The sequence below is a fragment of the Streptomyces sp. NPDC001980 genome, from assembly GCF_040296885.1.
Taxonomy (GTDB): domain Bacteria; phylum Actinomycetota; class Actinomycetes; order Streptomycetales; family Streptomycetaceae; genus Streptomyces.
In genome coordinates this window covers 73,146-87,679 of the sequence record NZ_JBEOYD010000010.1, presented here as the reverse complement: position 1 = coordinate 87,679, position 14,534 = coordinate 73,146, and the positions used below count along the sequence as shown (strand labels likewise).

Genomic DNA, 14,534 nt, shown 5'->3' with positions numbered 1-14,534 from the left:
TGGCGTGAAGGCCGCCTTGGTCGAGCTGCTGGCGCGGCTCCGGCGTGCGGCGGTGAACGGGGTCGTACCGGAACAGGTCTTCGCGGAGAGCGTGCGCACGCTGAAGCTCGGCGACGCCGAGCGGGAGCGACTGCGGGACGAGCTGGCGCGATTGGGGCTGCCCGTACAAGTGGTGCGCGTGCATATAGACGCGGACAGCGCAGATATGGAAAAGGTTGCACGGATCCGTGAAGAAAATGTGTTTCCTCGTGTTCGTGCAGTGAAGGCTTTGCTGGCGCGCTACGCCGATGCCGACGGGTACGTGACGACGCGGGCCGTGGACGGCGTGGCTCGGCTGGCCGGTCTCAATGCTGCGGAAACGGCGGCACTGCGCACCGGGGCTCATCTGCGGGAGGACACTGCCGCGTCGGACGAGCAGCCGGAAGAGCCTGAACCCGCGGAGGATCCTGCGCCGCCGGAGTTCGTGGGGCCGCCGGCGGTCGTACCGGAAGCGGGGGATGTCGCTGCCGCCGTGGCCGTCGCTCTGGCCGTGCTGGAGGAGGACCGCTTTCGCGGGCGACCCGAAGACCGTCTCCTCAGCGCGGAGGCCGAGGTGGGACTCGGAGTACTTGTGCGGGGCGGCCCGAGCCGCATTGCGTGCGAACCGGAGAAGGCCGAACTGAGCGGTCTGCCCCCTGACGATCTCAGAATCCGCGCTCGGAACTGTCTGGTTCTCCATAACCAGCGGCTCGCGCACTCGATCGCGCGCGGCTACCTCGATCAGGGGCTGGAGTGCGACGACCTGTTCCAACACGGTGTGCTGGGCCTGCTGACGGCGGCCCGGAAGTTCGATCCGGCCAAGGGGTACAAGTTCTCGACGTACGCCACGTGGTGGGTACGGCAGGCGATCACGCGGGCTGTCGCCGACGAGGGTGCCGTCATCCGGATCCCCGTCCATATGCACGAGCAGATCCGTCGGGTGGCGAAGGCGGAGCGGACCCTGAACGGGCAGGGGAAGCCGGCGAGCATCGCCGACGTGGCGGTGCTGTGCGACATCAGCCTGGCTAAGGCCGAGGAGGCCCGACGCCTGAGTCGGCGCACCGACTCCCTCGACCGTGTCGTCGGCGACGGGGTGACCCTCGGCGACTTCGTGGGGTGGAGACGAGCACTGCCATCGGTGGAACACATGGTTCTGAACGCGCTGGCCGCGGAGCAGGTCATGGCCGTCGTGGGCACGTTCTCCGGACGCGATCACCGAGTTCTCGTACGACGTCTGGGACTGGACGGGGACGAACCGTCGACGCTCGACGAACTGGGCCGCGAGTTCGGCGTGACCCGGGAGCGCATCAGACAGATCGAGGTCAAACTCCGTCCGGCACTCAAGGCGAGGCTGCGGATGGCAGGACTTCTTGGCGCCGGCGGAGTGCAACAGAGCGAGAAGGCGGACGAGGGGTACGACCGGACTGCCGGCGGTGGCGCTGCCAGGATTCGGAAGCAGGTCCGGGTGCGAGCATCTGCGGGCGCGGTCGAGCAGACGGAGAAGCAGGAGGTTGCGGCTGGTGCTGGCCCCCTGACGGAATCAGTGTCTGCCATGGACGCGGGGAGTGTGCCTCTGCCCGCGCCGTCGACGCCTGCCCCTGCTCCTGTGGTGTATCCGGCGGCTGCCGAGTCGGAGCCGGATGCCGCTCCCGCAGCAGAAGCGGAGCCCTCGCCGCCGCTCGGCGTTTCGGTGCCGGGTTCCGAGGCGGAGGTCAGTGCGGCAGAGTCGTACACCACTGACTGGGAAGAAGCCCGGCGAATGGCCCAGGCCCCGCTTGACAGCGTGGCTCGGCTCGCGGAGTACGCGCTGACGGCCGTAGGACATCTGCAACTCACTGTGCTCCTCGGTCAGCCCGCGGCTGACACCGTGATGTGTGCCGTTCAGGGGACGGAGACAGCCGACCGTGCGGTCGTCGCGTCACTGGAGGTATTGCGGCGCGTCTTTGACGCGCTGGTCGAGTCCGGCCACAGGCCCGAGGACTTCTTCGAACAGCCCGCCGAGGCGCTCGTCGGCAGCACGCCTCGGGCCTACCTGGCCGTCAAGCCCTTGGTCCACGCAGAATCGCGGCTCGCCGTACGCGACGCACTGCGGGAGTTCATTGCCGACACACCCCGGAAGCAAGGCCGGGCCGAGGACACGGAGCACGCTGTGGAGACGAAGCGCACTGACGTGGACCGCGAAGGCACCACCACCCAGGTGCGCTTGGTCGAAGCCCGGCTTGCGCACGAGGCGTACGTCGAGCAGCTGCGCGAGGAACATCAGCGGCAGCTCGACGCGGAGCGTCAGGCCGCCGCCGCGCGGATCGCCGCGGCCCGTGCGGACACCGCGACCGAACTCGCCGCCCTGGAAGAGACGCTGCTGCTTCGGATGGACCGGACCCTGCTACGCCGTGAGCAGTGTGCCCGAGCTCAGACGGAGGAACGCATCGCACGCCTGGAAGCCGTCCACCATGAGGCGTATCAGGCGGTGACACGCCGAGCTGAACAGGCCGAGGAGACTGCTCGGGCGGCCGCCGCGGACAACGACCTTCACCGGCGGCGAGCCGATGAGGCGGACCAGGCGCTGCGACGCTGTCGTGAGGACGCGGAAGCGCGTATCGCCACCCTCGAAGCCCGACTGCGGCAGTCCGAGTCCAGACTCGCCCAGCAGGACCAGGATGTTCGCGCGGCCCGTCAGGAGGCACGTGACGCGGAGCAGCATGCTGCCCAGCGAATCGCGCAGACCGAGCACGACGCGTGGGCCCGTATCACCGAACTTCAGGACCAGCTCGCCGTGGAGCGCGGAGTCGCGAACGGCCCGTCCTGGCTCAGGAACCAACGGCGCCAGCCGTGATCCGCACACCGCTCAACTCCCCGCGCACCCGTTGAGGAACCCGATGGATCCCAGACATGAACTCACGGCCTACCTGCACCGACAGCTCGTCGGTCCCGCCCAGGGAGAGTACGAGACCCTCGACGCCCCGCCGGACCGGCAATACCTCATGGGGACGTTGTATCCCCAAGAGGCTGATCTGCAGAGGCAGTTGAACCTGGCTGCGGAAGAGCTGGAGGGCGCCGGTACGGAAGGCGCAGCCGAGGACACCGCCCCTGCGAGCGATCCCGTCCCCGAGTCCAACGCCTGGCTGCCCTCCTCGCTCGGCTTCAGCTTCTACACCGACGCCACCATCGTCGAGATCACCTGTACCGGCGCTCGCTATCGGACCCACGCCGCCACGGGCGAACGAGGCCGACGTTGGGAACGCGTCCCGCTCCCCGCCGAGACCCACACAGTCGGTCCGGACCGCGATCATGTTCCCGTCCTTGACGGTCGCGCAGAAATCCGCCTCCGGCGACGGGCGTTCGGCACCGGGCACCTGGTCACGGTCGCCCTGGTCAACACCGCCCACCATGAACAGACGCTCGGCAAGGCCGGCCAATGGGATCGGATGCTCTTCCAGGTGGGCCTGGAGGCACGGCCCGTGGACGGCGGCATCCGCCAGTACCCGAGCGTCCGACTGGCCAGCCGCGATCTGGAGGAACAGGAACTGCGCCTGCAGTACGAGCACGTGCGGACACATGCCGTCGGCCACGGATGCGCGGTGGCCGAGCACTACGACGAGGCCCGTCAGGTGACCGCTCTCAGCGCGGCCGTCATGCCGGAGGCCGAGGCGAGCGGCGTCCGAGCCGCCGGCCTGAGCGGAACTCCCGCACTCGACGTGCTGCACCTCGCGGATCCGCAAATCACCGTCGACCAACTACGCGAGGAGCTGACGGAGTTCGTCGCCGACTACCGTGCTTGGTACGTGGGTCAGCTGAACCAGGAGGTTCCGGGCTGGGGCCGTGACGCCGCGGACCGCATCCTCCGTCGTATCCGTGACACCGTCACCCGGATCGAATCCGGTGTACGCACCCTCTGCGACCCGAGCCGCCCTGAACTACTGCACGCCTTCCGCGCCGCCAACCGTGCCATGGCTCTTCAGATGCGCCACTCATCTCCCGACCTGGCGGGTGCCCGCCGACCGCGTGGCGCTGCCGTGCCCCTTGACCCGGAACCGGATCCAGCTGCGGCCTGGCGCCCCTTCCAGCTGGCGTTCTTCCTGCTTGCTCTGGACGGGGTGGCCGATCCCCGGCACGCCGACCGTGCCACCACGGACCTGATCTGGTTTCCGACCGGTGGCGGTAAGACGGAGGCGTATCTGCTGCTCGCCGCCTTCGAGATGGTGCTGCGCCGGCGCGAACCCGCCGGTGGCGGTACGGCAGTCCTGAGCCGCTACACCCTCAGTCTGCTGACGACCCAGCAGTTCCAGCGGGCGGCCACCACCGTCTGCGCCCTGGAGACCCTGCGTCGAGCCGATCCGGTCACGTACGGGCAGGAGCCCTTCTCGATCGGATTGTGGGTGGGCGAGACCACCACCCCGAACACCTACGAGAAGGCCCGCGCGGCCTTCGACGACGTACGTGCCGCCGCCCGGCCGGACGATGTCTTCATCCTCGATCGCTGTCCCTGGTGCGGCACCAGGATCCTGCCCGCCCACAAGTCGCCGGACATCGGCGACTACGGCGTACGCGCCGCCGCGGACGCCTTCGCCTTCTTCTGCCCACGTGACGAGTGCGCCTTCCACGATGAATTGCCCGTCGCCGTCGTGGACGAGCAGCTCTACGACCGGCCACCCACCTTCGTCCTCGGCACGGTGGACAAGTTCGCCCGCCTGGCCTGGGAACCCCGCGCGGGACGACTCTTCGGCGCAGGCAGCGGAAACCGGCCGCCCTCGCTCGTCATCCAGGACGAACTGCATCTGCTCACCGGTCCCCTGGGCACCACCGTCGGCCTGTACGAGGCGGCGATCCTCGGCTTGTGCACCACACCCGACGGCATCGGGCCCAAGGTCGTGGCGTCCACGGCGACCATTCGCCGCTCCGGCGAACAGGTCCGGGCTCTGTACGGCGCCGGGGTCCAGCTCTTTCCTCCCGCAGGGCTCGACGCCCGCCACTCCTACTTCGCGGAACCCGACACCACCCGGCCCGGCCGCCGCTACCTGGGCGTCATGGCCCAGGGACACACGGCGGGGCGCGCCGCCGTGGCCACCGCCGCCTCCATGCTCCAAGGTGCCTGGGAGCTTCCGGAGGAACACCGCGACGCCTACTGGACGCTCGTGGCCTACCACCACAGTCTGCGTGAGCTCGGCCGTACCGTCACCGCCGCCGCCGACGACATCCCCGCCCAGCTCGCTGGGCTGGAGTCCGGGGCAGGAACCAGGAGCCTGGCGGACCATCAGGTGCAGGAGCTGACCAGCAACCTGCCTCGTGCGGAGCAGCCTGTCCTGCTCGACCGGCTGGAGAAGCGGTGGGACGAGAAGGAGTCGGTCTCCTTCCTGCCCTGCACCAACATGCTGTCCGTCGGCGTCGACGTGAAGCGACTGGCACTCATGCTCATGCAGGGACAGCCCAAGACGACCGCTGAATACATCCAGGCCACCAGCCGCGTCGGTCGGCACTCCGTACCGGGCCTCGTCGTCACCTTCTTCAACGCGACCCGTCCACGGGACCGTTCCCACTACGAGACCTTCGATGTGTATCACCGTTCCCTCTACCGGCATGTCGAACCGACAAGCGTCACCCCCTGGTCCGTGCCCTCCCGTGCCCGTGCCCTGCATGCCGCGCTCGTCATCCTCGTACGGCACCGGCTCGGGCTCGCCGCGGAGAACCAGGCGGGACAGGTGATCGACCGACTCGGCGAAGTAGAGGCGGTGGCCGAGGAGTTGGCGACCCGTGCCCAGACGTGCGAGCCGTCAGCCGGCGACGCAGTGAGGAAGGAGCTGGCAGACCTCATCGCCTGCTGGGAGGACGCGGCACGCGAGGCCCGCAAGGACGGTAGGGAGCTGTACTACCGCAGCCAGGGCAAGGGGCAGTCCAACCTCATCAAGAGCTTCGAGCAGCGCTACGGACTGTGGGAGACACCGAACTCCATGCGCAACGTCGACCGAGAATGCCAGGTGATGGTGAAGGGAGCCGACCTGTGAGCCGCAAGCTTCGGGTACGCCAGTCGCAGACGGTGGTGCCCTTCGGGGTCGGGGCCGTGTTCGACATCCAGGGAGAGTCGTTCGTCGCCACCGGCATCGGCGACTGGCCGGGCAAGGGCCGACAGAAGGTGGTGTCTGCGCGGCTGGCGTCCCGGCTCGGGGTGACGGGCTTCTACGCCGCTCCTGCGACGGCCAACGACCGGTACGACACTCCGGACGCGCCCGGTGTGCCGTACATCCGTTTTCCCTCCTGGCTGTTCTGCGGCGCCTGCCGGCGCATGAAGCGCTGGCGCATCGCGGATGAGAAGCCCGGACAGCCACCACGCTGCACCTCCTGCTCGCCGGGCCGGACGCTCGCACCCATGAGGTTCGTGCAGATCTGCGCAGCCGGGCATCTCGGCGACATCGACTGGTGGTTCTGGGCCCATTCGCGGCGTGAGGCAGGTGAGCGACGTCAATGCGGCGAACGCGAGAAGCTCCGCTTCCTCGTCTCCGAGCGCGCCTCCGGCCTCGAAGCGCTCTCCGTCAGCTGCTCCGCGAAGGACTGCGGCGCCACACGCGATCTGCTCGACATCCTCGGGACGCATGGCATGCGTTGCTCAGGACGCAACCCCTGGCAGCGGGCGAGCGAAGCCACGGAGTGCGTCAAGCCGGTGCAGGTGGTGCAGCGAACGGCGGGAAACCTGTACTACCCGGTGACGCACTCGGCACTCGACATACCCGAGACGGACGTTCGCGCTCATGATGACGACGTGGTCGCCGAACGGGTACGCCAACATGATCTGTGGGTGCCACTGTGCCGCGACGCGGGGAAGCCACGCGCAGCGATGTACCGAGAAGTGATCATGGAGGACACCGGAGCCGACGAGGACCTCCTGGACGCGCTTTTGCGTGAGGAGACGGGCCAGGCTCCCGCGGAGTTCGGTGACACGGCGTCCGCTCCGGCCCGGCCCGACCTGAGCCGCGAGGAATGGGCAGCTTTCACCGCGCCCACCCCGCCGGCGACCCGCGATTTCGCGCTGCGTGAGACCACCCTCGGTCTTGAGAGCGAGACGCAGGAACCGTGGGTCGGACTGCGGCGCGGTCTCGGCCGGATCGTCCTCGTCGACCGGCTGCGCGAGGTACGCGCCCTATCGGGTTTCACCCGTGTCTCACCTGACGCCGTGGCCGTCCCCGCGGACACCGCGCGGCGGTTGAGATGGCTGCCGGCGGTGGAGGTCTTCGGTGAAGGTATCTTCCTCACGCTCGACAGATCCGAGCTGGCGAGCTGGGAAACCGATCGGAGGGTACGTCAGCGAGTCGCGGGCATGAATGGGGATCTCGGCCGCTCCTTTCAGAAGGACCGTCTGGAAGCGCTGACCGGTCCTGAACTCGCGCCCCGGTTCGTCCTCCTGCACACCTTGGCGCATCTGTTGATCCGCCAGCTCTCCTTCGAATCGGGATACACCACGGCCAGTCTGCGTGAACGGATCTATGCACGGTCCGAGCAGGACCAGTACGGCATCCTCGTGTACACCGCCGCGGGTGACGCGGAAGGCACCCTTGGGGGCCTCGTCCGGCAGGGCGAACCTTCGCGTCTCGCGGAGACCCTGCTGCGGATGGCAGAGGCCGCGGCCTGGTGCTCGGCCGACCCCCTCTGTGCAGAACACACCGGCCAGGGCTTCGGCAATCTCAACCGCGCGGCCTGCCACGCCTGCGCCCTTCTTCCGGAGACCAGCTGCGAGGCCGGCAACGCGTTGCTCGACCGCGCCCTGGTCGTGGGCGGCGAACACGTGCCCGGCTATCTGGAGACGATCGTCACCGCTGCCCGTGCTGCCGCGGCCAACGCTCTGGAGCAGTCGTGACAGTCACCTATCTCGGGCTGTCACCGGAACAGCGTGGCTCCCTCGATGATCTCCCCTTCGACGGCAACCATCTCGTCAGCGGGCCGCCCGGCAGCGGTAAGAGCCTCCTGGCCGCCCAACGAGCCGTCATGCTCGCTCTCACAGGGGCGCCGGTGACCTTGCTGACCCGATCCAACCTCCTGCGGCAGTCCCTGGCCGCGGTCGTTCATGCACTCGGCCCGGCCGACCGAGGCGTACGTGTGTCGACCGCACATGCCTGGCTCGCCGACTGGTGCGACGGGAAAGTCTCCCGCACCGACGACGGCTGGTACGACTGGGAGGCGTGTTACGACCGTGCCGCGGAGGCCGGACATGTATCCGGTCCCACCCTCGTGGTGGACGAAGGCCAGGACCTGCCGCCCGAGTTCTACCTTCTCTGTCGACTGCTCAAGGCACGTGTGACGGTGTACGCCGACGAGTGCCAGCGCCTGACCGACACCAACTCCACTCTCGCCGAGATCGCTGAGCGACTGGGCAGGTGCACGCGTCGCGAACTCGACGGGAACCATCGCAACACCCGCCAGATCGCGGCATTCGCCGCTCATTTCCACACCGGGGCCGGGGTACCTGTACTCCCCGCACGCGAAGGGCCGCCGCCACGGCTGCACCACCTGCCGGACCGCGGCGCTGCCGACCTGTTGATCCTTCTGGCGGAGAGACATCCCCAGCAGACTATCGGCGTGATCGTGAACTCGACCCACACCCAGTTCTCACTGCTCGGAAGTCTGGAACGCCGGGCACCGAGGCTCAAGCCGCAGCTGTACACATCTCGGGCCCGGGCGGGACAGGCGCGCTACCGCACGCTGGACCTCGGACGACCCGGAATCGTACTCGTCCACCGAGCGAGTGCCAAAGGGCTTGGGTTCGACACAGTCGTCATCCCCGATACGCATACGGACGCGGCTGCCGATCCCACCTCCGCCGCCCTGCGCATGGCCTATTACGTTCTGGCCACCCGTGCACGGCATGAGCTCCATCTGGCGTACGAGGGCGACACCGAACCACCTGTGTGTGCTCAGGTGGGATCCGGTTACTTGCTACGTGGCTGACGAGAGCCTGGACGAAATCAGGCGGAGCGGTTGGTGCGGGGATATGGCTGGTGCCTCGATCGTCGCTTCAACGAGCAACGCCACCCACACCGTCAGGTGCTCACGGTCCGGGGCCGAGGCCCATGCGGTGATTGCCGCCACACCCCTCGGAAGGACACCATCCGATCTCACAGATGCCGTGGGGGAACGGGTGTGGCCGTCCCTGCCGGTCCGCAGCAGGCGATGTGGCCCGTGTCCCCGGCCAGGGCTGATTCGGGACCCCTGAACTGTGCGGTGTCTGTCTTCACGTAGCCCTGCGAGTGGTCGCTCGGCGCGTTTGCGCGGTTCGGAACGTCGCGTTGACTCCCTCCCGGCGTACGACCCAAGCCTTGCCCCTGACCCGCGGGCAGGCTTGGCGTCCGGCCATGAACAGGTCCCCATCCCGCGTCCGGAGGTCGGCCAGGTACTCGTCCGCGACACCCATTTCCTCGTCTTCCGGCCCGGGGTGCCGTCCGTCGACGTCACAGGGTTACTGGACCTTCCGGGAGTTCAAGGTCACCGGCGGCTCCGAGGGCTACACCCAGGCGGGCCTGGGCGTCCGCGCCCGGCTGCCGTTCCGGGTCTTCCAGACGGTCAACCAACTCGTGGCGGACGTGGCTCACACCTGGTGACCCGGTGCGGCCGGGGGCGCGTCTCCTCGACGTGCCCCCACCCCACTCCACCTGGCACGATGAAACAGACCGGCGGGCTAGGCGGGCACCGCCTGGTGGCAGGCCACCAGGGCCAGTAGTGAGGAGAGCCGGTAGCGCCCCTAGCTGTCTCCGCGCGGATCGGTGACCGATTCAAACTCGGCGATCAGGCCGCCGGCTTGATCAGGATCGGCGGTTCTCCCAGAGTCTGGGACGAGGCCGGTCTCGATGAGCCTGGCCGCACGGCGGACGTCGGCGGTCACCGCTTCATGCACCCGCTCCGCCTGCTCAGAGGTGCGAACACCCGCCAGGTGCTTGCCCAGGCTCCGGAACTGGATGGGCCACAGCCCGAGCAGGGCCGTTGCCGCGATCTGCGGCTCGGGATCTTCCGGGCTCATCCCGGTGCGCCCGGCCAGCACCTCGGCCGCAACACCGATGAGCCGGTCGTTCATGTCGCGGTGATAGGCCCGCAGTGAGGGCGTGGACCGGGTCAGCTCGCGGAAGCGCCTGATCATGGCGGCGGCCTGGACCGGGTCGTCCTGCGCGGCGATCCAGGACACCAGGCCGCGCAGTTCGCCGGACAGGATCCCCAGCACCGCGTCGACCGGAGAGCGGCCGGGGAGGGCCAGGTCGGTACGCAGGGCGGCCATCGTGTTCTCGCCGAGGTCCAGGACGAGCGATTCCTTGGTGGGGAAGTAGTTGAAAACTGTCTTCTCCGAGACCCCGCATGCCCCGGCGATCTCCGCCACGCGAACGCCGTCGAAACCGCGTTCCAGGAACATCTCGGTCGCGGTGTCCGACAGGCGCTGCCGCATCAGCCGCTTCTTCCGCTCCCGCAACCCCTCGGCCTCGGGCTCCCCGGCCTGTCTGCGCCATCCCGTCCATTCCACCGTGCTCACGTGGGACAGCGTAATCCAGCTGCGAGATTCTTACTGCTACTATATTTTTTCAGTCGCTATAAAATAATTCTCCGGCGAGACGTCCGCACCACTCTGGGAGCCCCGTGAGCGCCATCCGCATCGTCCGCGACTACCCGCACTCTCCCGGGAAGGTCTGGCGCGCCGTAACCGACCCGGCGCTCATCCCCCTGTGGACCGCGACCGGCGCCGGGGCGCGACCGGAAGGATTCGCCACCACCGTCGGCACTGAATTCCAGTTCGTCGCGAAGCCGAAGCCGGGCTGGAGCGGCATCGTCGACTGTGTCGTGCTGGAGGTGGACGAGCCGCGACTGCTGCGCTATTCGTGGACCGACCACGGCGGCGGCGAAACCACCCAGGTCACCTATCTGATCGAGCCCCATGCCGCAGGAACGCGCTTCACCTACGACCACACGGGCTTCGCAGGAACCAGCGGGTTTTTCATGGCTCAGATCCTCGGCCACGTCCGGCGCAAGATGCTGCGCGTCGGATTGCCCGCGGTACTCAACGACCTCGACGAAACCGGCAGGCTCCACCCCGGCAGCAGTCCTAGGCGAAAGATCTGACGGCTGCCGACCGCAAGGCGGGCCGCGTCGCGCGGCTCGTCTGGCGGGACGACGGGTTCCGCCCCGTCCCGCGACCACAGCGACAGAGCGGCGCCCGAAGCAACGTGTCCTTCCGTGTGGGGAGGAACAGACAGTTGCGTACCCGTCTTCGAGCGCATCGAGGGGATCGTTCGACCCCGATGGCGACGAAGTCCCCGTCCGGACCGCTGCAGGGCGCGATGGTGTCGCACTGAGCCGTGAAGGTAGCTGCACAAGTGCACTCCCCTCCCTTTCCATTGCCTGTCCATCGATCGCCGGTCGGGCGTCCGGTCAGGCCTGACGAGCCTCTCCGGTAGGTGCGGTGGACCTGAGCTCCCGGAAAGGCGCTCGTCAGCAGCGTGCCGCCGGGGGCGGCGGGAGGCCGGGGCCGAGCACAACGGCGGCTTGGTCGGCGTCGGGGACTCGGCCCAGGTCCTCACCCCACCGTCGGACTCGGTGAGGCCGTGCTGTTCGCCGGGGGAGTGAGGACGACCTGCGGCTGGCCCGCGACTGCGGGCGGCGGGGTCAGGTCCTGGGCGGGAAGGTTGGGCGAGGTTGTTTCCTGGGCGAGGGCCTGGGCGAAGTCGACCAGGCCGGTCTTCTCCACGACCGCGATGTGGTCCAGGACGGTGTCGTTGGCCTGGTCGGCCAGCGCGCGGACCAGCGAGTTCCTCGTGGTGGTGCGGACGCTCGCGATCGTGGTGAGGAACTGGCCATTGGTCGCGCGCACGGTGGTGGCCATGTCCGTGGCGAACTGCTTGCCGCTTTCCCCGTTCAGCCGGGACTCGAAGCTCTGCTGTTGTGGCGACGGCAGGTTGGGCAGCGTAATGCCCAACTGATTGGCGACATTGCGGCAGGCGGCGTCCAACGAGGCATCACCGTCGACCAGATGCTTCCCGGCGTTCCTGACCGCCTTCGTCGTCCCCTTCTTCACCGCCTTCTGGCCTACGGGGTACTCCCACAGTCCTGCCGAGCGCACTTCGACCACGAAATCCCGGTCGGCTTCCGTCAGCGGTCCGGTCGCCGGGGTGGCGACGACCCGCTCGGGTGCGCTGCTGACCTTCTGGACTCCGAGCATGGCGGGGTAGAGGAGGGAGCCGAGGGTGATGCTGAGGGCACCACCTACAAAGAGAGTTCCCGCCGCCTTCCGTGAAACGAGCACCGTGTCTCCTGATCCGGTTCTTCGGATCCCGCACACACAGACATACGGATGCGAGGGTTCCGTGGAACCTTTTGGGCTCGTCATGGGTTCGTAAAGCGATCGGGGGCCGGCGAGGGGCTGCTTCCGGCCGGTCCGCTCAGCGGCGTGAAGAAGGGCCGTTCGGCCCTATCGGGGCCGGGTGCCTCACGGTCGATCATGTATCGGCGACCGGGAAGGGCCACATTCATTCCCGCACTTATGGTCCTTCCCGGTTCGTCGATGACACCTGTTGATGGGGAGGGCGCCGTTCGGTTGAGGAGATGCCGAAGTCGGGGACCGTGCGACCATGCGGTCGCTTGCCGTTGTAGGCGGCGGTCCAACCTGCGCCTCGGCAAGGAAGAAGAAGAGCACGTCATGCCTGTGGCCGGTTCCGTGGTACCACGGATGCATGGGCATTGAACGGTTCGTCGGCATCGACCTCGCCTGGGCGCAGAGCGGAGCCCGTACCAAGCCCAACGAAACAGGCGTAGCTGCCATCGACAGGTACGGCGTCGTGATCGAATGCGGCTGGACCCGCGGACTCGAAGAGACGATGGCATGGCTGGCCAGGACAGCTGTCGACGGATCGACCCTGGCATTCGTCGACGCGCCGCTGGTCGTCGACAACCCGGTTGGCCAGCGGACGTGTGAGCGGGAGGTCGGCCAACGATACGGCCGTTGGAAGGTGAGCGCGAACAGCACCAACCAGAGCTCTCCTCGACAGGCCGGAGTGCTGCTACGGGAATGGCTGCAGGAGTCGGGCTGGACCTACGACGATGGCAGGAGCGGACCGCCGACCGGCGGTCTGGTCTTCTCCGAGTGCTATCCGTACACGACCTTGGTCGGAGCCGCCGAACTGGGCTACGACCAGGAACGCCCTACGTACAAGCGTCGGCCGGCACGAGTTCCGACGGCGAAGTGGCGAGCGGTACGGGCGGCGGAGTGCGACAGGCTGATCGCGCACATGGCGGGCCTGGCCACCACCGATCCGCCCCTCCTGCTCTCCTCCCACCCGGCCTCCCGTCGGCTGCTCTCCGAGCCCTCACCCCACAAGGCGGCTGACTACAAGCATCGGGAAGATCTCATCGACGCGCTGCTCTGTGCGTGGACGGCCGCACTGTGGTCCCGGCACGGACTGGCGCGCTGCCAAGTACTCGGAGCGGACAGCCTCCTGCCTCCCGGACAGGCTCCCACCATCATTGCGCCCGCCCGCCCCGAGCAGAGGCGTGGCCGCGAAGCGAGCTGAACCCCGGTCGATCAAGGACCGCGCGTCGCTGTCCCAACCAGCCGGAAGGAAGACATGAACTAGCAAGCGAGAAACGGGAGTTCGCTCGTAGGATGTGCCGCGAATGATCCCGCCCCGGCCGAAGGACGTACACGACCCATGAGCGACCCCGCGATGACGCCCGACCCGGCCGACCAGCAGAAGATCGACACGACGGTGCCGCACTCCGCCCGGATCTGGAACTACTGGCTCGGCGGCAAGGACAACTACGCCGTCGACCAGGCGGCCGGTGATGCGTACACCGAGGTGTTTCCCGGGATCGTCACCATCGCCCGCTCCAGTCGGGCCTTTCTGCGTCGGAACATCGCGTATCTCGTGTCCGAGGCGGGTATCCGGCAGTTCCTGGACGTCGGTACCGGGCTTCCGACCGCGCAGAACACCCACGAGGTCGCCCAGGGGCTCGCTCCCGAGGCGCGGATCGTGTACGTCGACAACGATCCGATGGTGCTCGCGCACGCCCGCACCCTCCTCTACTCCAGCAAGGAGGGGGCGACCGCGTACATCGACGCCGACGTGACGGACCCGGCGCGCATTCTGGAGGTCGCCGCCAGGACGCTGGACCTCGGTCGTCCCACCGCGCTCATCCTCAGCAACATCCTGGGCCACGTCGCCGACGATGACCAGGCCCGTTCCATTGTCGCCACGCTGATGGAAGCCCTGCCGTCGGGCAGTTACCTCTCCATCAACGACGGATCGCGCGGTATCGACCCCGTCTTCGAGCAGGCCCAGGACGCCTACAACAGCAGCGGCGCCGTTCCGTACAACCTGCGTAGCATCGACGAGATCACCGCGTTCTTCGACGGTCTGGAGTTTGTCGAGCCCGGTGTCGTGTCGGTGACGGAGTGGCGGCCGGAGCCCGGTTCGGGCACCCCGGCGGTCGTTGCCGAGCATGGTGGGCTTGCGCGGAAGCCGTAACGCGCGGAAGCCGTAACGCGCGGAAGCCGTAACGCG

At 68.1% G+C, this 14,534-nt stretch carries 9 protein-coding genes and 1 pseudogene; 8 read left to right on the top strand and 2 right to left on the bottom strand.

The annotated features are described in order from the left end of the window. The first annotated feature begins 16 nt into the window (after positions 1–16). The 5 genes and pseudogenes from ABT137_RS17660 to ABT137_RS17640 form a co-directional block, all read left to right on the top strand. Complete coding sequence (locus ABT137_RS17660; RefSeq protein ID WP_351709454.1) at positions 17–2,851, top strand: sigma-70 family RNA polymerase sigma factor; 2,835 nt, start codon at positions 17–19, stop codon at positions 2,849–2,851. Positions 2,852–2,894: 43 nt separating this feature from the next. After that, complete coding sequence (locus tag ABT137_RS17655; RefSeq protein WP_351709451.1) at positions 2,895–6,017, top strand: helicase-related protein; 3,123 nt, start codon at positions 2,895–2,897, stop codon at positions 6,015–6,017. Then, a complete protein-coding gene (gene drmB / locus ABT137_RS17650; RefSeq protein ID WP_351709448.1) occupies positions 6,014–7,861 on the top strand; it encodes a DrmB family protein in 1,848 nt (615 codons plus the stop codon). The genes ABT137_RS17655 and drmB overlap by 4 nt, the downstream gene beginning before the upstream one ends. Then, positions 7,858–8,949 carry a DEAD/DEAH box helicase gene (locus ABT137_RS17645; RefSeq protein WP_351709445.1) on the top strand — a complete coding sequence of 364 codons (1,092 nt, stop codon included), beginning with the start codon at positions 7,858–7,860 and terminating at the stop codon, positions 8,947–8,949. Before drmB ends, ABT137_RS17645 begins: the two co-directional genes overlap by 4 nt. Before the next feature lie 478 nt (positions 8,950–9,427). Beyond that, a pseudogene (locus ABT137_RS17640) lies at positions 9,428–9,599 on the top strand (AMIN-like domain-containing (lipo)protein); the annotation flags it as partial. 140 nt (positions 9,600–9,739) lie between these two features. Here the strand turns inward: ABT137_RS17640 and ABT137_RS17635 are convergent. Then, complete coding sequence (locus ABT137_RS17635) at positions 9,740–10,432, bottom strand: TetR family transcriptional regulator (RefSeq protein ID WP_351709442.1); 693 nt, start codon at positions 10,430–10,432, stop codon at positions 9,740–9,742. A 188-nt stretch (positions 10,433–10,620) separates the two neighbouring features. Here ABT137_RS17635 and ABT137_RS17630 point away from each other — a divergent pair, with 188 nt between their 5' ends. Beyond that, positions 10,621–11,100: an SRPBCC family protein gene (locus tag ABT137_RS17630; RefSeq protein ID WP_351709439.1), complete on the top strand. Its 480-nt coding sequence runs from the start codon at positions 10,621–10,623 to the stop codon at positions 11,098–11,100. A gap of 454 nt (positions 11,101–11,554) precedes the next feature. Here the strand turns inward: ABT137_RS17630 and ABT137_RS17625 are convergent, their stop codons facing one another. Then, entirely contained in the window at positions 11,555–12,196 is a 642-nt protein-coding gene (locus tag ABT137_RS17625; protein ID WP_502984534.1) for a DUF4142 domain-containing protein, read from the bottom strand. A 511-nt stretch (positions 12,197–12,707) separates the two neighbouring features. Between ABT137_RS17625 and ABT137_RS17620 the strand changes: the two genes are divergently transcribed. Continuing rightward, positions 12,708–13,544: a DUF429 domain-containing protein gene (locus tag ABT137_RS17620; protein WP_351709433.1), complete on the top strand. Its 837-nt coding sequence runs from the start codon at positions 12,708–12,710 to the stop codon at positions 13,542–13,544. Between the two features lie 138 nt (positions 13,545–13,682). Continuing rightward, positions 13,683–14,498, top strand: coding sequence for an SAM-dependent methyltransferase (locus ABT137_RS17615; protein WP_351709430.1), 816 nt, complete (start codon positions 13,683–13,685; stop codon positions 14,496–14,498). Positions 14,499–14,534 lie beyond the last annotated feature (36 nt).

Excerpts from the sequence above, each read along its gene's own strand:
- ABT137_RS17655 (WP_351709451.1), top strand. The coding sequence starts at position 2,895 with ATGGATCCCAGACATGAACTCACGGCCTACCTGCACCGACAGCTCGTC.
- ABT137_RS17635 (WP_351709442.1), bottom strand. The coding sequence starts at position 10,432 with ATGCGGCAGCGCCTGTCGGACACCGCGACCGAGATGTTCCTGGAACGC.
- ABT137_RS17625 (WP_502984534.1), bottom strand. The coding sequence starts at position 12,196 with ATGCTCGGAGTCCAGAAGGTCAGCAGCGCACCCGAGCGGGTCGTCGCC.
- ABT137_RS17615 (WP_351709430.1), top strand. The coding sequence starts at position 13,683 with ATGAGCGACCCCGCGATGACGCCCGACCCGGCCGACCAGCAGAAGATC.
- ABT137_RS17620 (WP_351709433.1), top strand. The coding sequence starts at position 12,708 with ATGGGCATTGAACGGTTCGTCGGCATCGACCTCGCCTGGGCGCAGAGC.